This window comes from Paenibacillus sp. FSL H7-0442 (assembly GCF_038593105.1).
GTDB lineage: Bacteria > Bacillota > Bacilli > Paenibacillales > Paenibacillaceae > Paenibacillus > Paenibacillus polymyxa_D.
The window spans coordinates 1,908,605-1,933,318 of the sequence record NZ_CP151963.1 but is presented as its reverse complement, the minus strand read 5'-3'; the positions used below and the strand labels follow the sequence as shown (position 1 = coordinate 1,933,318).

Here is a 24,714-nt window from a genome sequence, read left to right as displayed (position 1 = left end):
AACTGTCGGTGCTGTGCCTATCAAAGAAGCCTACGCTTAACCTTCTTTATTGAACGGCTCGTCTGCTACTTTAATGGAATCCGTAGGGCAACCGTCACAAGCATCCTGCATATCATCAAACAGGTCTTCTGAGATCGCCTTGATGCCTTGGTTGGCATCCCCTTCAAAGATCACTTCAGCCAAACCTTCATCATCATAATCATAAATGTCTGGTGCTGTAGCGCCACAGGCTCCGCATGCAATGCATGTATCTTTTTCTACCCAAGTGTATTTAGCCATAACTTTTCTCTTCCTCCTATACAATCAAACAAACCAGCTTTTGCATTCTATTCACATATTAATACAAACCCAATATTATTACAAATTATTTTCCTTTATCCTTCATGCAAAAAATGCTTATAACGTAAGCTTCTGCTTGCACTAATCTATCCAAAAGTTCACTCCGGAGTTGGTAGATTGTCTTTTTGCAGCGAAGTTCCGCGCAACTTGGAGTTGCGAAGAAGTACCGAAGGATCATCTCCCAGCATCCCAGCGGTCAAAATTGCATTTTCACCAAACTTGTCGCGAAGTGCATCCATCGTCTTCAATAAGCTTTCTTTCTTGGGCTGATCCTGGTATTCAAATAGATCCATTTGAACGGCCGCTTCCTCCTTTGGAATAAGCTGCTGTAGCGTAATCCCCAGCAAGCGCACAGGCTTATCTTCTCCCCAATGGCGACGATATAACGCACAAGCTTCCTTATATATGTCCTCTGCACTTTCCGTAGGAGTGCTCCTGACTTGAGAACGCGTAAAGGTCTTCATATCCGGCGTCCGAATCGTCAATTGTATACCTCCTGCCAGCATACCGTGTCGTCGAAGCCGCCGGGCTACCTGATCACTAATGTTAAGAAGTACCCGTTGGGCTTCTTCCAGTTTGACCACATCCATAGGTAAGGTGGTCGTGTGGCCGATAGACTTGTTTGGCTCCCGCTCAGTGCTGACTGGAGAATGATTAATCCCGTTAGCAGCCAATTTTAACCACGAACCCGTCACACCAAATACCCCAACCAGCATATGTTCATCAGCCTTAGCCAGTTGCCCAATGGTGCGAATGTTCATTTGTAGAAGCTTATCTGCCGTTTTGCGGCCCACACCAAACAATTGACCACAAGGTAGGTTCCACAAAATGTTGGGTACATCACGCAAACGTAGAACAGAAATCCCGCGCGGTTTTTTCAGATCAGAGGCCATTTTGGCCAGCAACTTGTTGGGAGCAACTCCAATGGAACAGGGCAGGCCTAGTTCGTCTTCTACTCTGCGCTGGATTTCCTCAGCAATTTCCATAGGTGTTCCAAACTGTTTGGATCCAGAAATATCCAGATAACACTCATCAATTGAAGTTGCTTCCAGCATAGGCGTATACGAATATGCAATGCTCATAAACGCTTTGGAATAACGACGATACAAGTGAAAATCAGGCTGTATTACGATGAGCTGTGGACAGATCCGACGAGCCTGCTGAACGACCATTCCTGTTGAGATGCCCAATCGTCGGGCTTCATAAGAGCAGGTTACAATTACACCTTTGCGCAACTCACTACTGCCTGCCACCGCGGTAGGTAGTCCCTCATATTTCTCCGGCTCCTCCGCGGCATGAACGGAACAATAAAATGCGTTCATATCCACATGCAGAATAACTCGCCCGCCAACCGGATAATAAGCACTGACATCTTTCATGCTCAACCCTTCTTTTAACTGTAAATTCACCCGTCATCGCGGGAATATGTGTTTTGATTTTACACTTGAGATACCCTTAAGTACCATTTCTATTTTACATAAAAAATAAAGGTTTTGCGGCTAAAAATGATAATTATATATTACAATTGAAGTCATAAGTTGATATAATCGACTAACATACGAACACGACAAACTAACGCTTTCCTGTTTTTAAGCGTTAAACAACTAAATTAATGTGCTTAAAAAAGCAGAATATCACCAATCTGAGCAATCCGCAAAGGAGGAGTCCCTCATGTCCACCGCTATTTCTATCTTTGACACAACGCTGCGAGACGGCACTCAAGGAGAAGGAATTAGCTTGTCTGCTGATGACAAATTGAAAATCGCCAAAAAACTCGATGATCTCGGTGTTCATTATATTGAAGGCGGGATTCCCGGAAGCAACAGCAAGGATATCGAATTTTTCAAACGGGTACAAGAACTGGGCCTTCAGGCAAAGATTGTCGCCTTCGGCAGCACGCGCCGCAAAGATAGCATCGCAGCACAGGATGTCAATCTGCAACGAATTCTGGAATCCGGCGCTCAGGCTGCTACACTTGTGGGTAAATCATGGGATTTTCATGTACACACTGCCTTACAGACGACACTGGAGGAAAATCTGTCTATGATTTATGACTCCATCGCCTTTTTAAAGCAAGGGGGCATGGAGGTTATTTTTGATGCCGAACATTTTTTTGACGGATATAAAAACAATCCCGAGTATGCAATGGCCGTTATGAAAAAAGCTGAAGAAGCAGGCGCGGATTGGCTCGTGATGTGCGATACAAACGGCGGTACCCTGCCGCATGAGATTCAGGATATTGTCACTATGCTGCAAAGCCAGATAACGAGGTCACAGTTGGGTATTCATACACACAATGACTGCGAATTGGCAGTAGCGAACTCTCTAAGTGCTGTACAAGCAGGCGCAAGGCAGGTTCAGGGTACTATCAACGGATACGGTGAACGGTGCGGTAACGCTAACCTGTGCTCCGTCATTCCTAATTTGCAGCTTAAGCTGGGCTACGACTGTCTAGATACCGAGAAGTTAAGTCAACTCCACAATACAGCCCGCTTTGTGAGTGAAGTCGCCAACGTCAATATGCCTGTGAACCAGCCTTATGTTGGCAATGCAGCTTTTGCCCATAAGGGGGGCATCCATGTGTCAGCCATTCTGCGCGACTCGCGAACTTATGAGCACATCGCTCCTGAACTTGTGGGGAACAAGCAGCGAGTCTTGGTCTCCGAACTGGCCGGGCAAAGCAACGTGGTATCCAAAGCGCAAGAGCTGGGCATCACCCTTGACCCATCCAGTGATGAGGCACGTGGCGTAATTAGCCGCATCAAGGAACTGGAGCATCAGGGATACCAATTTGAAGGCGCGGATGCTTCGCTGGAACTGCTCATTCGTGAAGCAGGTGGTGAAGTGAAGGAAATGTTCTCTTTTGAGTCCTTCAAAGTGCTGGTAGAGAAAACAGCCGGCCGCCCGGTCGTATCCGAGGCATTCTTGAAACTGAATGTCGCAGGGACGAGTGTCTATACTGCAGCTGAAGGCAACGGTCCTGTCAACGCGCTCGATAACGCACTCCGCAAGGCTCTTTCTCAATATTTCCCTGCTTTGCGGGACATGCATTTGGCCGACTACAAGGTACGTGTGCTTGACGAAAAGGATGCCACCGCCGCCAAGGTACGTGTGCTCATTGAGTCTAAAAATTACGAAGACGTCTGGAGTAACGTAGGCGTATCCGAAAATGTAATTGAAGCCAGCTGGGAAGCTCTCTTGGACAGCTTCCGTTACGCATTGTTGGAAGCACCAACTCCAACAAACGATCAGTCAGAGCTTACTCATCATGGATTAGTTAATCATTAATCAGTTGCTCGCATGAGCTTATAAGGTGCCTTTGGCGGTCTACTCGGCTCCCAAAGACACCTTCTTTTTTTGAAGAGTTTCTATTTTGCGTTCCAACTCCTGCTCACTGAGCATGCCGATGATGATTTCGCTGACCTGTCCATGAGGATCAACCATTACATGAGTTGGAAAAGCCACCCCTCCAACTCGTTCAAACAATGCTCCTTGCTCATCAAGTAAAATGGGAAACTGGAGATCCAAAGAGCGGGAAAACTTCTGTACATCCTCCAATCGATCATAACGAGTTACATTGATACCATACACATCTACATCATCTTTGTACTTACTATACAACTCATTCAGCATAGGCGCTTCTAATCGGCACGGATCGCACCATGAAGCCCAAAAGCTAATAACCAAAGCCTTATTGCGAGTGGCCCCTACATCGTAGGTCTTGCCGTTTAACCCCTTTAAAATCATAGAAGGAAGCCGTTGACCAGGCTTTATCTTTTTCATTACCTCTACCGCATCTGTTTCAGCCTCTACCTCTTTCTTAGCTTCAAGTTTTTCTCTACCATTCCCCTCTTTTAAGGGTGCATTTTTCATGGACAGGGTTGCTGCATAAGTTGTATTTGCAATAACTCCCCATGAAGCCCCAACCACAACCAGTATAACCATCGCTCTGATGAAAAGAATTTTTTTCACAGTCTTATCACCTGTCTTTCGTCTAAATGACCCTTACCTTCTCCATAGGATGCCCATACTGTCCCCACCTCTAACCTTCTAAATCTGAATAGGACGCAAAAAAACAGCAAACCCACGAAATCGCGAACTTGCTGTTTTGATGTGTATATGAATGCTATGCCTTGTACTGAATCAGGCATGACTTAAATGCGCGTAGACATCTGCCAAATTGGTCACATTACGCTTCAACATTTCCTGAACATAAGCAACCCACAGCTTAGCCGTCATTTTCGCATCCTCTAACGCATGGTGCCGCCCTTCAATCGGAATGGATTGATAGGTCAACAATTCATCCAAACTGTAGGTTTGATGTTGCTGTGGCTCAAGCCATTTGGCAAGCATCATCGTATCCAGAACACGATGAGTCAATTGAACTTTAGATGTTTTCCATAACGCAGCATTCAAAAAGGCCTTATCATGAGCGCTAGCATGTGCTACAAGTACTCGCCCACCTACAAAGGACATAAAGTCGTGCAGTCCATTCATAAGTGGTGGAGCTTCATCCGTCATTTCCCGGGTAATCCCAGTTAGTTCGGTAATGTACTCAGGAATCACAGTCCGTGGATTAACAAGCGTATAAAACTGCTCTTTTTCCATAATCATGTCCCCGACAACCCGAATCGCCCCGAACGATAAAATCTCATCTCCATGCTGTGCTGAAAATCCCGTTGTCTCCAGATCAAAAACTACCGTCTCCAAACGATCCAGCGGGGTCCGCAATACTTCAGAGCGCCGTTGCTCCCGGGTTAAGGAGCGAATAAACGCCATCTGTTGAGCCGTAGGAGCCCCCATTACAGATGCGATCGCAGACGGCACTCCTCCTCTGCGGAGAGCGCTCCAGAAGCCACTTCCCTGCGCTGGTTCCTTCATGACCTTCTCCCTTCCATAAATCGCAACTGCCTTTGCAACGCACGATGCAACCGTCGTACCGTCGAAAGCGCCTCGCGCAACTCATGCCAGCCTTTACCTTGTTTCAGCGGCTTTACAGCCAGGTAGCCATTGCTGACCAGCAATCCATCATTCTCCTTCACTGGTGTAGCCATTCGTAGCTGAAGCGCAATCCGAAAGGCACGCTCGCAAGCATCGAGTAAAGGCAACGGTGCCGCTTCCAGTGATGCGAGACGACTGAGCCTTTTGAAGGTGGAGGTTTCCTCTACACCATGTTGCAACGCCAAAAAACGGACTGCGTTCACCAGCGGAATGTACAACCCGTATTTCACATCAAAATCGCCCGCATGCTCACCGAAGCGCTCGGTAACAACCTGACCTAAAATGTTAAGTGTCGCTTTATGCCTCACCGTGTTCCTAAGTACCGCCGAGGGTAAATCAGGATGTATTCGGAACAACTCATAAAAACTTCGTTTCCAGTTTGCAGATAGTCGTTCATCTCCAGCGATATGCCTCATATCAGACGAGATAATCAGATAACGGATCGGCTCCCAAGCAAAATCGTCCGACCATTTTGTTAGCTGTTTTTGCCATTCAGATAATGTTTGACGCCACAACGGCTCCGAGCACATTACTTTCCCCTCACATTTGGGATATCCCAAATACTCTAACATCGCAGACACTTTGCGACCAAACTCTCTAAAATATAATTCTTTGTCGGCAGATATCGTGTCACTGATAATCATACCGTTATCCTGGTCACTCCACAGCGTTGATTCCGAGCGCCCCATGCTTCCGAAGGCTATAAATGCGTAAGGGACGGGAGGAGGGCCGAAGCCATCCTCAACCATCCCTTTTTCGCACATTTGTACAGCTCTGGCCGCGATGCGGTCATGCATTTCATTCGCCGTTTGTAACCAGTCTGATAACGGAGCGGAGGCTTGAGAAGCCAGCAACCATTTTTGAGAGTCGACCCTGGCCCGCCTTAGCGATTCAGGTGTATCTGCATGATCAATCGCTTCGGCGGAACTCACCCAAGGGGCCATATTTTGCAGTTCCATACTTCCATCTCCTCCGCTCATCCATACTGGTTCTTTATATTTTACATATTAGTTCACAATTCCAGAACGCTTTTCAGCCTCAGCAACCAACTTCATTTGCTCAGGATAGCCGTACGTACCGTGTTCACTGATATCCAATCCCATTGTTTCTTCCTCTTCTGTAACGCGAATACCCATAATCGCTTTCATCGCACCCAGAATAATGAAGGAAATGACAAACACGAAAGCCAAAGTGCCAATCAGTCCAAGCAGCTGTACTCCTAATTGGGTAAATCCACCACCATAGAACAGACCCGCTTGACCTACACCAGTTATTTTTACAAGCTCAGGAGTAGCGAAGAACCCTGTGGACACTGCGCCCCACATCCCTGCAACACCGTGCACGGAGAAAGCATATACCGGGTCGTCTACTCTTGCACGCTCGAACCATTGCGCTGTGAAGAAAGTAACGATCCCTGCAACTGCACCAATGACCAATGCCGCCCAAGGTGCTACAAAGGCACAAGAACCAGTAATAGCAACCAAAGCCGCCAGCACACCGTTTAGCATAGCAGGAATATCTGCTTTTCCATATACCATCCAGGATACGAGCAAAGCGAAAACCCCACCTGCCGCAGCAGCAATATTGGTAGTCAAGGCCACATATCCAAAGAATCCGTCGTTCATAGCTGATACAGCACTACCCGGGTTAAACCCAAACCAACCAAACCAGAGAATAATAACACCCAAGATAGAGTACACCTGGTTATGACCAGGGATAATGTTCGGCTTGCCATCTTTATTAAACTTGCCCAGACGCGGTTTGAGCAGCAGGGTAGCGACGAGTGCTGCCGTAGCGCCTGTCAAATGGACTACCGTCGAACCGGCATAATCCTGCATCCCCAACTTACCAAGCCATCCACCGCCCCACACCCAGTGAGCTACAACCGGATAAATCACGATGGAGAACAAAATACCGAAAATAATGTATACACTTAATTTTGCACGCTCTGCCATCCCCCCACATGCGATAGAAAGTGATACCGCAGCGAAAGCAAAGTGGAACAAAAACATAATTGTAATCGGAACATCCAGACCTGAGAGAGCATCAAACGATGCAGCCGCATCCGTACCACTCATGAAGAAACCCGTCAGTCCCATAAATCCGTTTCCGCCATCATTACCAAAGCCGAATCCAAATCCAAGTGCCCAGAAGGACAAAGCCGCAACACCCGTGGTGAGAATCGTTTTACCAGCGACATGACCCGCATTCTTCATTCGAGTCGAGCCTGCCTCCAGCAATGCAAATCCCGCTTGCATAAAAAATACAAGTATAAATGCCAAGAACGTAAAGGCCGTGTTTAGCCCGGCTTGAAGTTGAATATTTGTCGGACCGTCAGCAGCAAACGCACCTACCGGAAAAGCTAATACTGTCAGCATGGCCAATAATACAACTAACCACTTTTTTCTCATGAAGCCCACTCCCTCGAATGTTAAGTTTCTTTACATTTCGTGAAATTCTTATTGTCATTATAATCAGAATACATGAAAGTTGACAAGATTTTTTTTATTATGTTAAAAAAATATGGTTCCAAACACTACATGTCATATTTACTAACTATAAAAGTAGCTTGTTTCTGTTCAAAAAAAGCATAACGTTTGACTGTATGGTTGGGAATCATGTAAAATATTCTTTATAAACACTCCGTTTGCAAATGCTAATATTGAAGGTTGAACGAAGAGCGCGAGGTGAAGACAGATGGGGATATGAAGCTGTATCGAATTGGTGAGCTAGCCAAGACGGCTGGTGTCAGCGAACGAACTATTGATTATTACACAAAGCTTGGTTTGATCACACCTGAAGAACGATCATTGAAAAATTATCGGCTCTATAATGATGAAACCTTAAACAGGCTTGAACGTATTAACCAAATGAAACAAGAGAAGTATAGCCTAGAGGAAATCAGACAGACACTGATTAAATGGAACTCGGTTGCGGGGGAAGAGCACGTCACTGACAAACTAACGAGTCTGGAGATGCACATGCAGCGTCTAGAACGCGAAGTCAATGAACTACAGCCTCTCTTGGGGCAGCTCAAGCCCGTTCAAGCGCGCAAGTTGCTTACTGGTCTACTACCACAAAGCGCCGCTTGTATCGAAGCTCTGAAGTATCTGCTGGAGCATAGTTCTATGATGTAGATACCCTGGCTAGTATGATGAACAATATTGGAGGGTTGCTTTATGATGGGTATGTATATATTGATTATTCTTGCGTTCGGATTATCCTTATGGGCGCAATTCCGTGTAAAAGGTACTTTTAATAAATGGTCTGATGTCCCAAATGAAAATGGGTTGACCGGTTATGATGCAGCTCGGCATATGCTAGATCGCAATGGTTTGCATGATGTGCCTATTGAACCAGTACCTGGTGCGTTATCTGACCATTATGATCCAATGCAAAGAGTCGTACGGCTGTCCGAGCCCGTTTATTATGAAAAATCCATTTCAGCAGTTGCCGTAGCTTGTCACGAGGTTGGTCATGCCATTCAGCATAAAGAGCATTATCCCATGCTGGCACTCCGTCACCGGATCTTTCCGATCGTAAACTTCGCTTCTGGGATTGCACCGTTTCTGCTGATTGCCGGTTTCTTATTCAGCTACACGAACCTGATTGGCTTGGGTATTATCTTTTTCTCGGCTACTGTTGCTTTTCAATTAATTACATTACCGGTTGAATTTAATGCTTCCAACCGGGCCCGAGAAATTATGGTTTCGGAAGGGTTTATCCGTAGTGATGAAGAACGGGGTATAGCCAAAGTATTAAATGCTGCTGCATTAACTTATGTGGCTGCAGCTCTTGTTTCCTTGCTGGAACTAATCCGCTTAATCGGTATCTTCAACAGCCGGGATTAATTGCTTGTGTTGCAAAAAAGGTTGTTCCTCTACCAAGTTAACGGTAGAGAACAACCTTTTTTCTTTATCTAAAACCAATCAGCTATACTCACTGTCCTAAATCCGCTTTTGCACTTCCGTTCGGAGTAGCTGCACTACCTTTAAGACCAAAATATTGCAACAAGAAAGTTCGGAATGACTTTGCAACTAATGGCAGTTTATCATCTCTACGATGAATCAAGCCTATAGTTCTCGTGACCTCTGGATCAACAATTGACACTCTTGCAGGTTGAAGCGGGTTGGTCTGAAACAACGCCATTTCAGGCAAAAGACTGACTCCCATGCCAGCCGCAACTAATCCGCGTATCGTATCTGTCTCTTCACCTTCAAAAGCGATATCCGGCGTAAATCCTGCCTCCAGACAAGCCTGCCAGACAATCGGACGTAACGAATATCCATCTCTGAACAGAATAAATTTTTCTCCCTTAAGCTGACTCAGCGTGATATGTTTGGCCGTGGCTAAAGGATGATTGGGCGGGAGAACAGCAAACAACTCCTCGGTCAGCACCACATCCCCCTCCACATGATCATGACGATCGGGAAAAGGAGATACAAAAGCCAAGTCCACCTCACCCGCTAACACATCACGAATTAAACTCGGATACATCCCCTGTTTAAATCTAAATTTAACATTGGGATACCGCTTTCGGAATTCAGCCACTACCGTAGGAATAAGATGAATCCCCAAACTGTGCGGAAAACCGATGCGGATTTCGCCCCCCTCAGGATCCAAAAACTCATGAACCTCCAAAACAGCTCGCTCTAGATCTTTTATTATCGTCTCAACCCGTTTGCAAAATAGCTGTCCCACTGGCGTAAGCTGCAAATTGCGACCCTTTTGCATAAAAAGATTAACTCCCAGCTCCTCTTCAAGCTGATGAATTTGCCGACTTACCGCAGATTGCGCCACATGTAGCTCCTCGGCTGCCTGAGTGACATGTTCTTTTTGCGCTACCTTCATGAAGTATTGTAACTGTCGTAATTCCACTCCGATATTCGCTCCAATCTGTTTTTCAACATCCGGAAGAAGACGTCAATCGAACATCATCCTCTTTCTTCCCTGCTAACTTACGGTAAAACTGTCTTTAGTGGCGTTTGCGCTGGCCAGTCAATCTAATCAATAATCCATACATGAAAAATCCACTGAGTAATCCCCCAAAGTGAGCGGTCCAATTAATGTTCGCTACAGCAAAAGAAAACAGAATACCAAACCCAAGCAGCGTGTACAGCGTTTTGCGCGAAGCATCATCCATCAAGGAACGTTGGAACAAGGCAACGTACAGAAACGCCCCATAGATGCCATAAATCGCTCCTGAGGCTCCTACAGAGACTGTCGTTTCCGCCACCATGTTGTAATGGGCAATGGACAGTATGTTCCCTACAATACCCGTGATCAGATACAATAGCACATAGCGGAAGGACCCCAGCAAACGCTCCAGCGGAGGAGCGAAGACGAGTATGGCAAAGGAATTGAACAGAAGATGATCAAACCCTGCATGTAAAAACATGGCTGATACATATCGCCACAGTTGATCGGTGAATGGCGCCTCATTAATCAAAGCTCCATATCGGATCAGCGTCAAACTATTTTCCGATCCACCCTGTACGGTGAGTACAATAAACATCACAATATTGATGAGCAAAATCAGACAGGTTACTGGGTAAAACCGCAAATAACTTTTCCAGTTCTCATAACGTAAAAAAATCAAGGCAATCCTTCCTTCATGGGTGTCTCCACCTTATTCAAATTGGACAATGTCTTTTATAAAAGATTATAATAGATTTCGGCAACGATAACCAATGCTAAAAACCAAGGAGGCTATTACATATGGCACAAGAACGTACAGGAGCTGCTACTTTTAAAGGCAATGCTTTGACACTCTTAGGTCCTGAACTGAAGGTTGGAGATCAGGCACCTGATTTCAAATTACAGAAAAACCTGTTAGAAGCAGCTACGCTCCAAGACTTTGCAGGCAAAGTCAAACTGATCAGTGTTGTTCCTTCTTTGGATACAGGTGTGTGTGACGCACAGACTCGACGTTTTAACCAGGAAGCTGACTCCCTTGGGGATCAAGTCGTGGTGCTGACTGTCAGCGTCGATCTGCCTTTCGCTCAAGCTCGTTGGTGCGGTGCTGCCGGTATTGACCGCGTATTGACACTGTCCGACTATAAGGATCATTCCTTTGGCGAAGCTTATGGTGTGTTCATCAAGGAATTCCATTTGGATCATAGAGCTATTTTTGTGATTGATCAAAATGACAAAATTGCTTACGTAGAATACTTGAGCGAAATGTCCGAACACCCTGACTATGACCAAGCGATTGCAGCAGTGAAAAAACTCGTCTAAATCAAGACTGCATATTAAAAAAGCGAGTGAAGGATTGCCTTCCTCGCTTTTTTTGACGTTTGTCTGCCACATCACTGCTCACACATCTACAATCACTGCACAACCTTATGAGCAGACAGCTTCTTGTCAATCACAGCGAACAGTTGCAAAATGATGCGGTAATTCGCGCCCAAGTCCCCTAGTGATCCGCGTGAAGCAGAATAAATATCCACCGCACTCCGAACTGGTGAGACAGACAATATGGAAACGGTAATGTCGACGGTTCTACCGAACGCCGTTCGCTTCTCTAACGTAATTTCACCTACGGATGCTACCTCATGAAGAACCTTGTAGCCAGGAATTTTTTTTAGAATAGATGATACTTCTTCCCAAGCCTTGTCTCTCGATAAGTTATAATAGCGTGTCTTCATTTGGGGGTCCTTGACCCGGTCGCTTGTACCTTCTTGGCTGCGCACAATCCCTACCAGAGTCCTCTTCAACGACAAGACATTTCCTCCTTCACGATAATCGTTGCCATAATGCAGCACATCGGTTTTTTTGCTGCAAGCGCTTTATAAAATGTTAAACAACAAAAAGTTAACCGACCATACCTGTGGTATGCGACCTTAGTACCTCATGTCTTAGTTTAACATTGTTGCATACAAAAAACACCCTGTTTCTGCAAGAAGCATAAACAGAGTGTATTCATTATCTTTGGAGTACCCGCCGATGCCGTCCGACCATAGCGTCTTCTGAACCTGCTTTAGCAGGTGGGTGACCGCAGAATAAACTTTTGAAGTCCCCTTGTCAGGAATTGACAGGGCTTTTCAGCTATTCATCCGTATAGATCTCCCTAGACATTGTCATTGGTTCAAAACAACAAATGACCGTAACGTGCATCGCAGGATATGACCTTATTATAGCGCTTCTCACTCAGAAAGTAAATGCTAGGAGAAATATGTTTTATTTTTAGAGGTTATCACTTTTCTTGTCTTCAATGCTTGCCGTATCTTCATCTTTCTGCTTCATCTTTTCCATTTGATCCTGCATTTTAAGGAATGTTCCATAAAAATTAAAGAAAGCGAACCAGGCAACTACACTACCGATGAAGAATAAGAAAAGCACAGGATATTTGACTCCGATAAATATAACAACGGCGCTACCGAGCATGGTAGAAAATACACGGAATGGTCGAATCAGCGTCAGTAAAACCGCATTTTTGATAATTTGTCCGGTAGACATATGATAATGAGCCACCATCGAAAAGAAGTTAAACATAGACACAAGCAAAATAATGATAAGAATGAGCATAATTACGCCCACGATTTGCAAGTTGCTGAGTTGTGTCATATATACGGTATAATCCACATACATGATGACAAACAGTAACGTGTAAAAGATACCCCCGATTAGACTCTGCTTATAGTTCTCTTTGTACCCTTTAAAAAAGGTACGAAACACGCCTGTATCGGTATCCCCCATTACCCATTTGCGAACCACTGTGAACATAGCCGATGTGGCTGGAAATAAAGTAAGCGGTGCCAAAACAGCCATCGCCCAATTCATTTGTAAAGATTCATTAGCCAAATTCTGATTCATTACAAGTAGTTTCAGTATGAGGCAGAACACAAAAGGCGACGAACATAACACCCATAACAAATTTGTAGCCGCCAGTCGGGTAATCCACTCGGTCAGGCGGTAAATACCACCCATAGCTCCTTTAAACTCCAATGTCAGTCTCTCCCTCCGCAAGCCTTGGCAGTTCCAAGACTCATGTTGCTATGCCTATAAATTCCGGCTCTTGGCTATATCATACCGTATTTCAGCCCTAATGCGCCAGTGAAATCAATAAGCGCCTCATTAAAGCAGATTGCTAAAAGGTTCATACATACTGATTCAATCATAACAAAAAAGCCGAAGCTTCATCTGCTTCGACTTTTCATTATTTCATTTCTTATTCGGAAGAGGAATCTTCACGTCTTGCAGGACGACGAGTTTCCCCATTGCTGCTCGGGCGTGGTTTGCGATCTCCACTGTACCGGCTTCCGGAATCACGGTTGTAGCCACCGCCTTCTTTGCCACGGTTGTAACCGCCATATCCACCTTTGCTGCCACTACCGCCGCTACCACCGGAACGGTTGGAATTGTAACCACCGTTGCTGCGACCGCTGTAGTTGGAAGGCTTGCGACCGCCAGAACGCACGTCTGGTTTACGACGTTTTGCACGGATCGGATCTTCTGGAGTCAGCTCAATCGATGCTTCTCTCTTCTCACCAGTCATTAGTTTCAGAGCTGCGGAGAGAAGTTGTACAGAATCATATTGCTCCAGCATTTGAATAGCCAAACCTTTATACTCGTTCAGCTCGCCGCTTTCTACAGCCTCTAGGAGACGTTCAGCAATGATACGTTGTTTGCCTTCCAGAGCTTCAGCCAACGTTGGAAGCGGCTTGCGTGGAATGCGGTGACGAGTTACACGTTCGATAAAGTGCAAATGGTCAATTTCACGAGGCGTTACGAAAGACCAAGCTTCCCCTTCTTTACCTGCACGTCCAGTACGTCCAATACGGTGAACATAGCTTTCTGGATCTTGCGGAAGGTCAAAGTTCACAACGTGAGTTACACCGGAAACGTCTAAGCCACGGGCAGCTACATCAGTCGCTACGAGCACATCGATGCTTCCGTCACGGAATTTACGCATTACAGCATCACGTTGGTTTTGAGACAAGTCACCATGCAAACCGTCTGCAGAATATCCGCGTTTTTGCAGAGCTTCAGCCAGCTCGTCTACCCGACGCTTGGTACGACCAAATACGATAGCAAGTTCTGGGGATTCCATGTCGATCAAACGGCTCAATGCTTCGAATTTTTGACGCTCAGGAACTTCGATATAGGCCTGATCAATCAGTGGAGCACTAACTTGTTTAGGAATAACTGAAACATGCTCAGGATTTTTGAGGAATTGTTCAGCCAATCTTTTAATATTAGGAGGCATTGTAGCCGAGAAAAGCATCGTTTGACGCTCGTCTGGAACTTGCTTCAGAATGGATTGAATATCTTCCATAAAACCCATATCCAACATTTCATCTGCTTCATCCAAAACAACTGTGTTTACATCTTCCAGCTTGATGGTTTTACGATTAATATGGTCAAGCAAGCGTCCTGGCGTACCAATAATAATTTGAGGTTTCTTTTTCAAAGCGCGAATCTGGCGTACGATATCTTGTCCACCATAGATTGGCAAAGTACGAAGACCTTTGAAACGGGAGAGTTTTTCGATTTCTTCAGCTACCTGGATAGCAAGCTCACGTGTTGGTGCCATGATCAGAGCTCTGATTTTTTCGTCGCTTCTAGAAATTTTGTTGATCAGCGGAATACCAAACGCAGCAGTTTTACCAGTACCTGTTTGGGCTTGGCCAATCATGTCTCTGCCTTGTAGTGCAATCGGGATGGATTGCGATTGAATTGGTGTTGCTTCTTCAAAACCCAGTTCTGTAATCGCCTGAATTACTTTCGGTTCAAGATCAAATTCTGCAAATGTCGTCAAATTTATTCAAACTCCTTCTTAATGGTGGATGTGGTGGACAATCCACAATGTTGTCTGTATTCTTAAGTAGCGATATTATTGTATAAGTTTTCCCCAATACAGTGACAGTTTATTTAGACCTATAACTGCAACTTTCTGTAATGAATTTGGGGAACCTATCCGATACATCTTAAACGAATTTATCCTTTTTAAAACAGTTTAAATTTTAAGTGTTTCTCTGGACATAGGTCCCTACTCAAGAATATCCACATCGCATTATAGCACAGAACAATTCATGAATACCAGCAAGTTGCTTCCCGTATAATTTAAATGAGGTGAAAATAAGTTGTTAAAAATGGTGTTAAACTGCTTAACTGTCATTCTTGGAGCCGCTGCCATTGCATGCGGTTTTAATCTGTTTCTCGTGCCACACCACTTGCTGAGCGGAGGAGTAGCTGGGCTTTCCATGTTAATCGGCTACTTCACAAAATTTGATATCAGCGCGATGTATTTTATTATCAATATCCCGATGCTTATTACAGGCTGGTTTATTTTAGGCAAGCGTTTTATTAGCCTGAGCATTTTATCCGTTGTCGTTACAACATGGATTTTGGCCTTGGTGCCGGTGCGATCTGTCGTGTCGGACCCCCTGCTAGCCTCCGTTTTTGGAGGAGTGATGATCGGCGTTGGAGCAGGAATTTCCTTTCGGGTAGGGGGGTCTACGGGCGGTTTTGACATTATCGGTTCCATCGTCACTCGTTATCGTGACTTCCCCGTAGGAACTGTACTTGTTGGCATGAATGGACTGGTCATTCTTGCAGCAGGATATTTGAACGATGATTGGAATATTGCACTTGCGTCGATGCTATCTATTTTTGTGACTGGCAAAGTGTTAGATCAAATCTATGTCAGTCACACGAAGATTACCGTCTACATTATTACAGAACACACCGACAAGCTACTGGAGCGGATGTTAACCACACCACGCGGTGTTAGCAAAATAAAAATTGAAGGCGCATTTTCACATACTGAAAAAGACATGCTGATGACTGTCACGACACGCTACGAGCTAGTTGAATTAAAACGGATCATTAAAGAAGTGGACCCTTCTGCTTTTGTCAATATTGTGGAAACGGTTGGGGTGATGGGTTCATTTCGCCGAAGATAAGCACAAACCCAAGTGTCAAAATACAGTTTCTGTGGTACACTATATGTGCGCTGTTCCCATAGTATATAAAGACCAGCTTTACCTGCTATTTCACAGGCACTTTGCTTTTCCGAATCGTATTGAATGATTCTTTTGGAATGATTCCGAGCAGGAAAGGGTGATTTTTGTGGAAATGGAAACGGTAAAACTGTCCGACATTGTCTTAAGATGGTATCCGGAAATGCTCCCTTCTCTCAAAAAGGATGAGCTGAACTCGATGATTGTGCTTCGGGACGGGATGTCCATACTCAAGCCAACGGATGCGCTAGAAATTATTCAGTACAGTATTTGCGAGCATCAAGACAATAATTATCTTCAATAAATTTCTTTACCAAGTGCCGCTTCTTCCGGTTGCATCTACAACTGCGAAGAGAGCGGCATTATTTATACATTTTTATGGATTCAATAAACATAAGTTGGGTTAATCATGTAAGACTGTGCCTGATGATTCCAGTATTGGTTACAAGCGTGTTGTTTTTCGATACATAACTTTACGTATAATCAGGTAAGCGACATCCATAAGGGAGAGAGTTAGGAAATGAATATGATTTGGGCAATTATGCTATTGGCGATGGGGATAGGCGGAAACGGGGACCAGTCAGCCAACACTCCAAATGTAAAAGATACGGTGGCAACAACAATTAGCAGCGCCATGATTCAGGCTCAGCACAATAAGATGAAGGTGGATGCCTCCAATCCTCCGGTTAAAATTGACCCACAACCGACGACTCCTGCTATCAAGGGCATCTATGTCACAGCTTATAGCGCAGGCGGTTCGCGTATGACCCAGCTGTTTGAACTGCTTGATAAGACAGAGCTCAATTCCATGGTTATTGATATTAAAGACGATGCAGGTTATATCACTTATCCAACGTCCAATCCCGAGCTGCTCAAATTGGGCAAGCCGCAAAAATTCATTCGGGATATTTCCGGTTTGATGGACCGATTGAAAAAGCATAATGTTTACCCGATTGCTCGTATTGTCGTATTTAAAGATACGGTACTGGCCAACAAAAATCCCGAGATGTCTTTCCGTAATCCTGACGGCTCTGTCTGGAAAAACGGCAAGGGAGACGGGTTCGTCAATCCCTATAATAAAGAAGTATGGGATTATAATATAGCCATCGCTAAGGAAGCAGCTAAACTTGGTTTTAAGGAAATTCAATTTGACTATGTACGTTTCCCTGAAGGCTTTGAGAAAAGAGCAGACAAGCTGAAATATACCAAATCAGATCAATCCCGCTCGGATGCAGTCGCTGAATTCGTACAATATGCCCGCAGAGAGCTTGCTCCATTAGGTGTACGAGTATCCGTAGATATTTTTGGATATGCCGCATCCGTTCCTGCTGCGGAGGGAATCGGACAGGATTTCACTAAAATTTCCGAAAATGTGGATGTCATTTCACCCATGGTTTATCCAAGTCACTACACCACAGGCTGGTTCGGTGTAAAAGACCCTGATAAGAATCCCTACCAGACGATTAAAGGCTCCATGGCCGATACACACAAAAAGCTAGATCCGACAGGCAAGCTAAAGCCAATTATTCGTCCTTGGATCCAGGATTTTACTGCAAGTTGGTTAGGAAGCGGACATTATGCTAAGTATGGAAAAACTCAAGTAGAGGACCAAATTCGAGCGCTTAAGGATATGAAAGTGGATGAATATTTACTCTGGAATGCCACAAACCGCTATTCAAGCGGAGTAACTTACAAATAATTTATCCCTCCGGACTTCTCGTTATCTAATACGAAATTTAGAAATTATATAATTTTTTCGAAGGCTGTCCCGTTGTTTGGCGAACGGGTGCAGTCTTTTTTTATTACTGTTCAAATGTGGCGGTATCCCTTACAATAAATACTTACATGTTATGATACATACGAATATTCAATCCCTAGTAAATGAGGAAAACAAAAATGCAATTGACTTCAACAACGGGGCAGAAATGGAAGCAGCTTTTATACATTTTGCTCCCTATCCTGATTACCCAGCTTGCACTATCTGCCATGACTTTTTTCGATACGAATATGTCGGGACACTTTTCCCCTGCCGATCTGGCTGGAGTAGCCATCGGAGTAAGTCTGTGGATTCCTGTACAAACAGGCCTTAACGGAATACTTATGGCTATCACACCTATTGTATCTCAATTAGTGGGAGCACAGCGCAAAGATAAAGTCTCCTACTATGTCATTCAAGCACTTTGGCTCTCTCTTGCCCTATCCATGGTCGTTTTGATTGCTGGCATCATTTTGGTCAAGCCTATTCTAAATGGTATGAATCTGGAATTGAGAGTTCATAATGTGGCCCTGTACTATCTTTGTGCGATGGCCTTCGGTATTGTTCCTCTATTTGCCTACACGGTGCTCCGAAGCTTTATGGATGCATTGGGACAAACCCGCTTTACGATGTTAATCACGCTCATGTCGTTACCCATCAATGTCTTGTTGAACTATCTACTTATTTATGGGAACTGGGGTTTTCCGCGTCTGGGAGGTGTAGGCTCCGGGGTGGCAACGGCAACCACCTACTGGATCATTATGCTGGTCGCTGGTATCACTGCGCATCGGGGAAAAATATTTGCCGAATACCGAATCTTCAGCAAAATATACGGGATTGCTGCTAGTGCTTTGAAAGAGCTCATCAAGATTGGAGTACCGATTGGATTTGCAATATTTTTTGAGACTGCCGTCTTTTCAGCCGTCACTCTCTTCATGAGTAGCTATAATACAGCTACCATAGCCGCACATCAGGCCGCGATGAACTTTGCATCTACGTTATATATGATTCCACTCAGCATTTGCATGGCACTTACGATTCTGGTTGGCTATGAAACAGGAGCTACTCGGCCGCGGGATGCCAAAGCTTATAGTGTAATGGGCATCAGCAGCGCAGTAGGTCTATCACTGATTACAGCTATTGTACTGCTTATCTGGGGTGAACAGGTTGCTCGACTTTACTCCACCGATCTGCAGGTCATTCAATTGGCACAGCATTTTCTAATCTATGCGATTTTCTTTCAGATATCTGATGCTGTCGCTACACCTACACAAGGAGCGCTACGCGGGTATAAAGACGTCAATCCAGCCTTTTTGCTCACATTCCTCTCCTATTGGGTCATTGGGCTTCCTGTAGGATATATACTGGCACGCTGGACTTCATTGGGGCCCTACGGCTACTGGATCGGTTTGATTACAGGGTTGGCAGTAGGTGCTATTTTACTTCTCTGGCGTCTGGTGAAAGTACAACGTCGTTTCTCCGAAAAAAAACAACACGCAGAGGTTATTTAGCCTTTGCGTGTCTCGATTACATATGCTGCGCCTAATGTTATTCGTTTTTTCTCCACAATAGCCACTTCGTTCAGCTTGGGAGGATATAGAAAGTGTCTCTCCACATGTTGTTCAATCTCTTCAAATGCCTGTTCTTCATTTTCAGCAGCGAGAATGACAGTCAGCGCTCCTTCCGAACTATCCACTTCGATTTTGAATAGGTACATGTATGACTACCTCCTGATAGGACTCAAAGCTAAAAAATAGCGGATGACTCGGGTCATCCGCATAATTTTGATCTTTTCCAATATCAGAACCGATCTACTGTACGTAGAAGGCTCTTATTATTGCGACAAACGCAAAGCAAGCTCATAAAGCTCCATGTTGAAATCTTTTTTAGTATTTACAACCTTGTCAATATCTGTGGCTACCAACTTACCGTCGATCGTTCCGCAAGCCTTATCAGATATGCCCTCGATCAATTGGCGAACAGCAAAGTCACCCAAACGGCTCGCCAGGTTGCGGTCAAACGCGGTTGGTGTGCCTCCACGTTGGATGTGTCCAAGCACTGTAACACGAGGCTCATAATCCGGACAGTTTTCTTGGATTACCTTTGCTACATCTTCACCTTTGCCTACGCCTTCCGCAACGATAATAATACTGTGGCGCTTGCCATGCTTGAAATTTTGTTTCATACGATCTGATACTTCGTTCAGGTCAAATTCTACCTCAGGCACCAAAATTGTTTCTGCGCCAGAAGCCAGACCCGCATGCAAAGCAATATCACCACAATGACGTCCCATAACTTCAACAATGGAAGAACGTTCATGAGATGACATTGTATCACGCAGCTTGTTGATTGCGTCCACTACGATACTAACCGCTGTATCAAAACCAATCGTGTAGTCCGTGAAGGAAATGTCATTGTCAATCGTACCCGGAAGACACATGGTTTTAATGCCTTGCTTGGTCAGTTTGTTAGCTCCTTGGTAGGAACCGTCTCCACCAATCACGACTACGCCGTCAATCCCACGGTCACGCAAAATTTGCGCGCCTTTTTTCTGCCCTTCTTCAGTCGTAAATTCCAGGCATCTTGCAGATTGAAGTACAGTACCCCCACGTTGGATAATATCTCCGACGCTTCTCAGATCCATTGGAAAAATATCGTCGTTCAAAAGGCCTTGATAACCACGTTGAATCCCGAATACTTCCAGTCCGAAATACAATCCGCTACGTACGACGGCGCGAACTGCCGCGTTCATCCCTTGTGAATCTCCACCACTTGTTAATACTGCAATTTTCTTAACTGCTGTCATGGTTTATGACCTCCTCAAAATAATCATATAAGCCTTCTTATCCATCGACTGTTTAATAAGAAAAACAAACGCATGAGCGGACTATTTTTCATTAAACGTCTCGAAACAGCGCGAACGTCTTGCTGCTCGCTAACTTTAGGGTCGGATAAATATAAAGCCAGCAATCCCTCGATAATCATCCGGTGAAAGGAGCTGGCAGGGACATCTGCAATATCAGCCCGCGCCCGATTCACAACGTAGGCGATCCGGTTTAGCATCATGTCGGTATCTTCATAATAATTGCAAAAGTTAAGATCTCCGCCCTTCCGGTCTTCGTCTTGATCGATTAGATAATCCAGCAAAATATGAAGACTGCACACATGTGGAAAATACGATGCATGTATTGAGGCAGCCCCCGCATCTGTCAGATGCTGGTCGCTGGCAGCAAGAAACAGCATAAAGACCCCCAGAGTTGAACCGGTAGCCGCAGCAAACTCATTCCAGCGCAACTCTGGTGTACGGTCTTTATGAAGCGACCACCAGTCCAAAAGCGCTTGTTCCCGCAGCTCGGGTTTAATATGCTTGTATACTTGCAAATCCGTGTATAATCGCGCCAAATCCTGAACGTAAGGCATTGCCGCCTCATAGCCCGGAAGCCTGCTTACACAAGACTGACAGGTTGTCACCAGCCCAGTCAAATAACCGCCATCCTCCTGCTCACGACGCAACTCATAATAATTCACTGGCCTAGCCGTCGGATTAATCGCATCCAGCATAGCCTGATGCAACAGCCTAAAATCATCCGGGTCCATGGATGTACTGCGATCACACAGGTTGTCCAGATAATCACTAATGGTCTGATACGCTACGATCAGCGGAATTAACGTCTGCCGGGCAGACATATTAGCTGCGGCATAAACCGCTCCACCCACGCAGTGAAATGTCTTATCCGCTATGCTCGCAAGCGCCTGGCTTCGCAGTTCAGGGTCCGGAATTTGTTCGGCCTTGCTCTTCCAGTTACTCAATTCTTGTTTCGTTTCAGGGAGAATGTGCTTGTACATTCGGCTCATTAGACCTATGGGGCCTCTCGGTACTTGATAACGTCCTTGCTCAACATAACTCAAATGACGGTGCCTCCACATTGTTGTCTACGTAATTATACCTATCCAAACCATATCCATTATAATATGATCGTCCTTTTAGCACAAATGAACAACCTCACTTTTTTCTTTAAAATTCAAGAAAAATGAGCTGTTCTCATTAAAAGACTTTATACCTGTAATGTTTTATTAGCCGAAAATAGTATAAAGGGCCTACCTATCCTTGTCCTCTGCTGGCTTCACGCCTTGGATTCCCTCTCCCATACTTGCCTGCTTCCATTTCCCGAAAGCATAATAGAAAATGACTGCTACGGCAGAGATAGCAAAACCAACAGGAAAGCTCCACCATACAGCATCTAGACCATACTCATCAACAAATGCATAGGCCAAAGGTATACGAATGCCCCATAATGAAATAATGGTTATTAAAAGCGGTATCATTACGGAACCCGTTGATCGAACAACCCCTGTAATGACATTGGTAACACCGAATATAACAAAAGACCACAAGGTGATCATATTAATCCGCATTCCCAATTCCAATGCACCCCCTGTAGAAGGAAGAAACATGAGCAAGGCCTGACGGTTAAACACGTAAATTAATACCACAGCTCCACCAGTCAATACAAAATTATACACAATCCCAATCCAGGTTGTCGTGCGCACTCGATCCCAACGTCCGGCTCCGATATTTTGAGCGGCAAAGGAAGATACAGCTGCACCTAACGCCATTGCCGGCATCTGTACATAGCTGGACAAATTATTAGCTGCTGTATAAGCTGCAGCTGCAACTGTCCCGTAGCCGTTAATCAGATTCATTAAAGCAATCGCGCTGGTAGAGACAGCAATCATTTGCAACCCCATCGGCACTCCCTTACGGACTAGGGTCCAAATAATCTTCCAATCAAATCTAAGTAAGTGAAGCTCTGAAGATGTAATGCGCAAAAAATATTTTACACGATATAGATAAATGAGAATCAACACAAAGCTGATCCCTTGAGCAATCAGGGTAGCAGTAGCGGAACCTCCAATGCCCATAGCAGGAATCGGTCCCCATCCGAATATGAACAGCGGGTTGAGTAGTACATCCAGTACGACGGAAACAATCAGAAAATAAAATGGTGTTTTGGAATCTCCAGCCCCTCTCATTACAGTCATGATGTAATTATAGCCGTACAAAAAGGGCATGCCTGCGAAAATAATACGCGTATACGTGATCGCCATATCTACCGATTCAGCAGGGGTATTGAGTACATGAAGTATCCAAGGCGCACTCAAAAATCCGATAATACCTATAGCAAAAGCGAGCACCAGAAAAAAGACTGCACTTGTACCTACTACACGCTTGGTTTCAGCTACGTCTCCTGCTCCGATATTTTGTCCAATCATAATAGTAGCAGCCATAGTGACACCAAAAATGGAACTGATAAGAAAAAACATTATAATATTTCCGTTGGAAGCGGCAGTCAAGGCGGCCTCTCCCAGAAATTTCCCAACCCAGATCGAATTAATCGTTCCATTCAGGGATTGCAGAATGTTGCCGAACAGCATCGGCAAAGAGAACATAAACAGCGTTTTAGCAATAGGACCTTCAATCAAGGAAGGCTTACGACTAGCCTCTGCTGCACTCATTTTCTCAACTCCTTCAATCTATAATGTCTTCTGCCTAGTTTTATTACGTATAATACCCTATTCCTGCTCAATCTTCTCATATCATAAACGTATTTACGCAAAAAAGCGCAGTCCCTTAAAATAAAGGAACTGCGCTCTCAATTCATAGTTTAACCGTAATATATAAGACATCCGTAGAAACGGAACCATTCTTACAATTCAGTTACACTTACAGTTTGATTACGTTAGCTGCTTGGGGTCCACGGTTACCTTCAGTAATTTCGAATTCAACCGCTTGACCTTCTTCCAAAGTTTTAAAGCCGTCGCCTTGGATTGCGGAGAAATGTACGAATACGTCCTCGCCACCATCCATTTGAATGAAGCCATAACCTTTTTCTGCGTTAAACCATTTAACTGTACCTTTCAAGTGAACAACCTCCTAAAAATACCGCCATCTATGGCGAATATCCATATTATACTTCATGCTTTTTCACAATGCAATTGATGTTTTTCCGGGTTTTTTGGGCTGGAATGATTTGCTTTTGCGGCGGAAACTGCGGTATCATGAACCAAAACATCTATAAAATCGGAGACATGCATATGATGAAAAAACACGAAATATACAAAAAAGACAATTGGAACATGATGACTGTCGAGGTGCAGGGCCGTTACATCGTTCTACGGGAAATATCCGATGATTGGGGCGAGGAAGCCCACACGTTTTTAAGCCGCCCGGCGCTGATGCATTGGGCTCAAAATCGGTTTCCCAAGCAGTCCTTTCAAGATAATGAGGAAGAATGGCAGCGGATCATGAACGCTTTCAAACAGGTCTAGCCTATTCATGGTGTCCAACAGCTATCTCATCTTCATTATTCTGGCCTTCACGCTGGGCGGAGTGCTGATCATGAAGCGTGATACGATACCGACTCCTCTCAAAAAGTGGATGGCCCTCACTGCTGTAATCATGGTTTGCTTTGCCTTTTATCTCATTGTATACAGCTTATTAAATATAGGTTCCAACCCACAGTAAGGAAAATTATACTTTCGGGCGTAAGAGGTCATACTATGGCATAACAAGCCATGGTATAAGGAGGATCTGCCGTTACATGCATCCTGTAAAACCTCTTGCCCTGCTGCTTACGGTAAGCGTGGCGGTTT

General features: G+C 44.8%; 26 protein-coding genes and 1 other RNA gene. 10 read left to right on the top strand and 17 right to left on the bottom strand.

Annotated elements, in window-relative coordinates:
- Positions 1-36: 36 nt before the first annotated feature.
- Together MHH57_RS08840 and MHH57_RS08835 are read right to left on the bottom strand one after the other, a co-directional pair.
- Positions 37-279, bottom strand: a complete 243-nt coding sequence (locus MHH57_RS08840; protein ID WP_013309730.1) for a ferredoxin — start codon at positions 277-279, stop codon at positions 37-39.
- 158 nt (positions 280-437) lie between these two features.
- Positions 438-1,718 carry a DNA polymerase IV gene (locus tag MHH57_RS08835; protein WP_029516719.1) on the bottom strand — a complete coding sequence of 427 codons (1,281 nt, stop codon included), beginning with the start codon at positions 1,716-1,718 and terminating at the stop codon, positions 438-440.
- Between the two features lie 292 nt (positions 1,719-2,010).
- On the opposite strand from MHH57_RS08835, the gene cimA reads away from it, so the two are divergent.
- Positions 2,011-3,627 carry a citramalate synthase gene (gene cimA, locus MHH57_RS08830; RefSeq protein ID WP_340931888.1) on the top strand — a complete coding sequence of 539 codons (1,617 nt, stop codon included), beginning with the start codon at positions 2,011-2,013 and terminating at the stop codon, positions 3,625-3,627.
- A gap of 39 nt (positions 3,628-3,666) precedes the next feature.
- Here the strand turns inward: cimA and MHH57_RS08825 are convergent, their stop codons facing one another.
- The 4 genes from MHH57_RS08825 to MHH57_RS08810 all read right to left on the bottom strand — a co-directional run bounded on the left by MHH57_RS08825 (position 3,667) and on the right by MHH57_RS08810 (position 7,751).
- Positions 3,667-4,311: a TlpA disulfide reductase family protein gene (locus tag MHH57_RS08825; RefSeq protein ID WP_342435021.1), complete on the bottom strand. Its 645-nt coding sequence runs from the start codon at positions 4,309-4,311 to the stop codon at positions 3,667-3,669.
- Between the two features lie 171 nt (positions 4,312-4,482).
- Positions 4,483-5,220, bottom strand: coding sequence for an exonuclease domain-containing protein (locus tag MHH57_RS08820; protein ID WP_029516716.1), 738 nt, complete (start codon positions 5,218-5,220; stop codon positions 4,483-4,485).
- On the bottom strand, positions 5,217-6,299 hold the full coding sequence (locus MHH57_RS08815) for a DUF294 nucleotidyltransferase-like domain-containing protein (RefSeq protein ID WP_029516715.1): 1,083 nt from the start codon (positions 6,297-6,299) through the stop codon (positions 5,217-5,219). Before MHH57_RS08815 ends, MHH57_RS08820 begins: the two co-directional genes overlap by 4 nt.
- Positions 6,300-6,347: 48 nt before the next feature.
- Complete coding sequence (locus MHH57_RS08810) at positions 6,348-7,751, bottom strand: ammonium transporter (RefSeq protein ID WP_029516714.1); 1,404 nt, start codon at positions 7,749-7,751, stop codon at positions 6,348-6,350.
- Positions 7,752-8,045: 294 nt separating this feature from the next.
- On the opposite strand from MHH57_RS08810, the gene MHH57_RS08805 reads away from it, so the two are divergent.
- On the top strand, positions 8,046-8,477 hold the full coding sequence (locus tag MHH57_RS08805; RefSeq protein WP_049816952.1) for a MerR family transcriptional regulator: 432 nt from the start codon (positions 8,046-8,048) through the stop codon (positions 8,475-8,477).
- A 42-nt stretch (positions 8,478-8,519) separates the two neighbouring features.
- The gene (locus MHH57_RS08800) at positions 8,520-9,191 is read left to right on the top strand and encodes a zinc metallopeptidase (RefSeq protein WP_023988023.1); all 672 of its coding nucleotides are present in this window, start codon (positions 8,520-8,522) and stop codon (positions 9,189-9,191) included.
- Between the two features lie 88 nt (positions 9,192-9,279).
- Here MHH57_RS08800 and MHH57_RS08795 read toward each other — a convergent pair whose 3' ends face one another.
- Both MHH57_RS08795 and MHH57_RS08790 read right to left on the bottom strand, forming a co-directional pair.
- Positions 9,280-10,218 (bottom strand): LysR family transcriptional regulator, encoded by a 939-nt coding sequence (locus MHH57_RS08795; RefSeq protein ID WP_023988022.1) that lies wholly within the window; start codon positions 10,216-10,218, stop codon positions 9,280-9,282.
- A gap of 97 nt (positions 10,219-10,315) precedes the next feature.
- A complete protein-coding gene (locus tag MHH57_RS08790) occupies positions 10,316-10,939 on the bottom strand; it encodes a rhomboid family intramembrane serine protease (RefSeq protein WP_165147797.1) in 624 nt (207 codons plus the stop codon).
- Between the two features lie 119 nt (positions 10,940-11,058).
- Here MHH57_RS08790 and tpx point away from each other — a divergent pair, with 119 nt between their 5' ends.
- Positions 11,059-11,577, top strand: coding sequence for a thiol peroxidase (gene tpx, locus MHH57_RS08785; RefSeq protein WP_029516711.1), 519 nt, complete (start codon positions 11,059-11,061; stop codon positions 11,575-11,577).
- Between the two features lie 92 nt (positions 11,578-11,669).
- Here tpx and MHH57_RS08780 read toward each other — a convergent pair whose 3' ends face one another.
- From MHH57_RS08780 to MHH57_RS08765, 4 genes are all read right to left on the bottom strand, one after another.
- Complete coding sequence (locus MHH57_RS08780; protein WP_013309718.1) at positions 11,670-12,062, bottom strand: DUF1499 domain-containing protein; 393 nt, start codon at positions 12,060-12,062, stop codon at positions 11,670-11,672.
- A gap of 210 nt (positions 12,063-12,272) precedes the next feature.
- Positions 12,273-12,467, bottom strand: a non-coding RNA gene (gene ssrS, locus MHH57_RS08775) — 6S RNA.
- A gap of 58 nt (positions 12,468-12,525) precedes the next feature.
- The gene (locus MHH57_RS08770; protein ID WP_029516710.1) at positions 12,526-13,287 is read right to left on the bottom strand and encodes a DUF624 domain-containing protein; all 762 of its coding nucleotides are present in this window, start codon (positions 13,285-13,287) and stop codon (positions 12,526-12,528) included.
- Between the two features lie 223 nt (positions 13,288-13,510).
- Positions 13,511-15,100, bottom strand: a complete 1,590-nt coding sequence (locus MHH57_RS08765) for a DEAD/DEAH box helicase (RefSeq protein WP_029516709.1) — start codon at positions 15,098-15,100, stop codon at positions 13,511-13,513.
- A gap of 325 nt (positions 15,101-15,425) precedes the next feature.
- Between MHH57_RS08765 and MHH57_RS08760 the strand changes: the two genes are divergently transcribed.
- From MHH57_RS08760 to MHH57_RS08745, 4 genes are all read left to right on the top strand, one after another.
- The gene (locus MHH57_RS08760; protein ID WP_029516708.1) at positions 15,426-16,247 is read left to right on the top strand and encodes a YitT family protein; all 822 of its coding nucleotides are present in this window, start codon (positions 15,426-15,428) and stop codon (positions 16,245-16,247) included.
- A gap of 172 nt (positions 16,248-16,419) precedes the next feature.
- Positions 16,420-16,608 carry a hypothetical protein gene (locus tag MHH57_RS08755; RefSeq protein ID WP_080658605.1) on the top strand — a complete coding sequence of 63 codons (189 nt, stop codon included), beginning with the start codon at positions 16,420-16,422 and terminating at the stop codon, positions 16,606-16,608.
- A 216-nt stretch (positions 16,609-16,824) separates the two neighbouring features.
- Entirely contained in the window at positions 16,825-18,003 is a 1,179-nt protein-coding gene (locus tag MHH57_RS08750; protein ID WP_029516706.1) for a putative glycoside hydrolase, read from the top strand.
- Positions 18,004-18,200: 197 nt separating this feature from the next.
- Positions 18,201-19,571 (top strand): MATE family efflux transporter, encoded by a 1,371-nt coding sequence (locus tag MHH57_RS08745; protein ID WP_342425926.1) that lies wholly within the window; start codon positions 18,201-18,203, stop codon positions 19,569-19,571.
- Here the strand turns inward: MHH57_RS08745 and MHH57_RS08740 are convergent.
- The 5 genes from MHH57_RS08740 to MHH57_RS08720 all read right to left on the bottom strand — a co-directional run bounded on the left by MHH57_RS08740 (position 19,568) and on the right by MHH57_RS08720 (position 23,983).
- A complete protein-coding gene (locus tag MHH57_RS08740; RefSeq protein ID WP_013309710.1) occupies positions 19,568-19,777 on the bottom strand; it encodes a DUF3906 family protein in 210 nt (69 codons plus the stop codon). The genes MHH57_RS08745 and MHH57_RS08740 overlap by 4 nt on opposite strands.
- Positions 19,778-19,894: 117 nt before the next feature.
- Positions 19,895-20,866, bottom strand: coding sequence for a 6-phosphofructokinase (pfkA, locus tag MHH57_RS08735; protein WP_039269999.1), 972 nt, complete (start codon positions 20,864-20,866; stop codon positions 19,895-19,897).
- A 23-nt stretch (positions 20,867-20,889) separates the two neighbouring features.
- A complete protein-coding gene (locus tag MHH57_RS08730) occupies positions 20,890-21,969 on the bottom strand; it encodes a tetraprenyl-beta-curcumene synthase family protein (protein WP_039269998.1) in 1,080 nt (359 codons plus the stop codon).
- Positions 21,970-22,158: 189 nt separating this feature from the next.
- Complete coding sequence (locus MHH57_RS08725; RefSeq protein ID WP_029516702.1) at positions 22,159-23,577, bottom strand: MATE family efflux transporter; 1,419 nt, start codon at positions 23,575-23,577, stop codon at positions 22,159-22,161.
- 208 nt (positions 23,578-23,785) lie between these two features.
- Positions 23,786-23,983, bottom strand: coding sequence for a cold shock domain-containing protein (locus MHH57_RS08720; protein WP_013309706.1), 198 nt, complete (start codon positions 23,981-23,983; stop codon positions 23,786-23,788).
- Positions 23,984-24,156: 173 nt separating this feature from the next.
- On the opposite strand from MHH57_RS08720, the gene MHH57_RS08715 reads away from it, so the two are divergent.
- Together MHH57_RS08715 and MHH57_RS08710 are read left to right on the top strand one after the other, a co-directional pair.
- The gene (locus MHH57_RS08715) at positions 24,157-24,390 is read left to right on the top strand and encodes a hypothetical protein (protein WP_013309704.1); all 234 of its coding nucleotides are present in this window, start codon (positions 24,157-24,159) and stop codon (positions 24,388-24,390) included.
- A 7-nt stretch (positions 24,391-24,397) separates the two neighbouring features.
- Entirely contained in the window at positions 24,398-24,586 is a 189-nt protein-coding gene (locus MHH57_RS08710) for a hypothetical protein (RefSeq protein WP_029516701.1), read from the top strand.
- Positions 24,587-24,714: the final 128 nt, after the last annotated feature.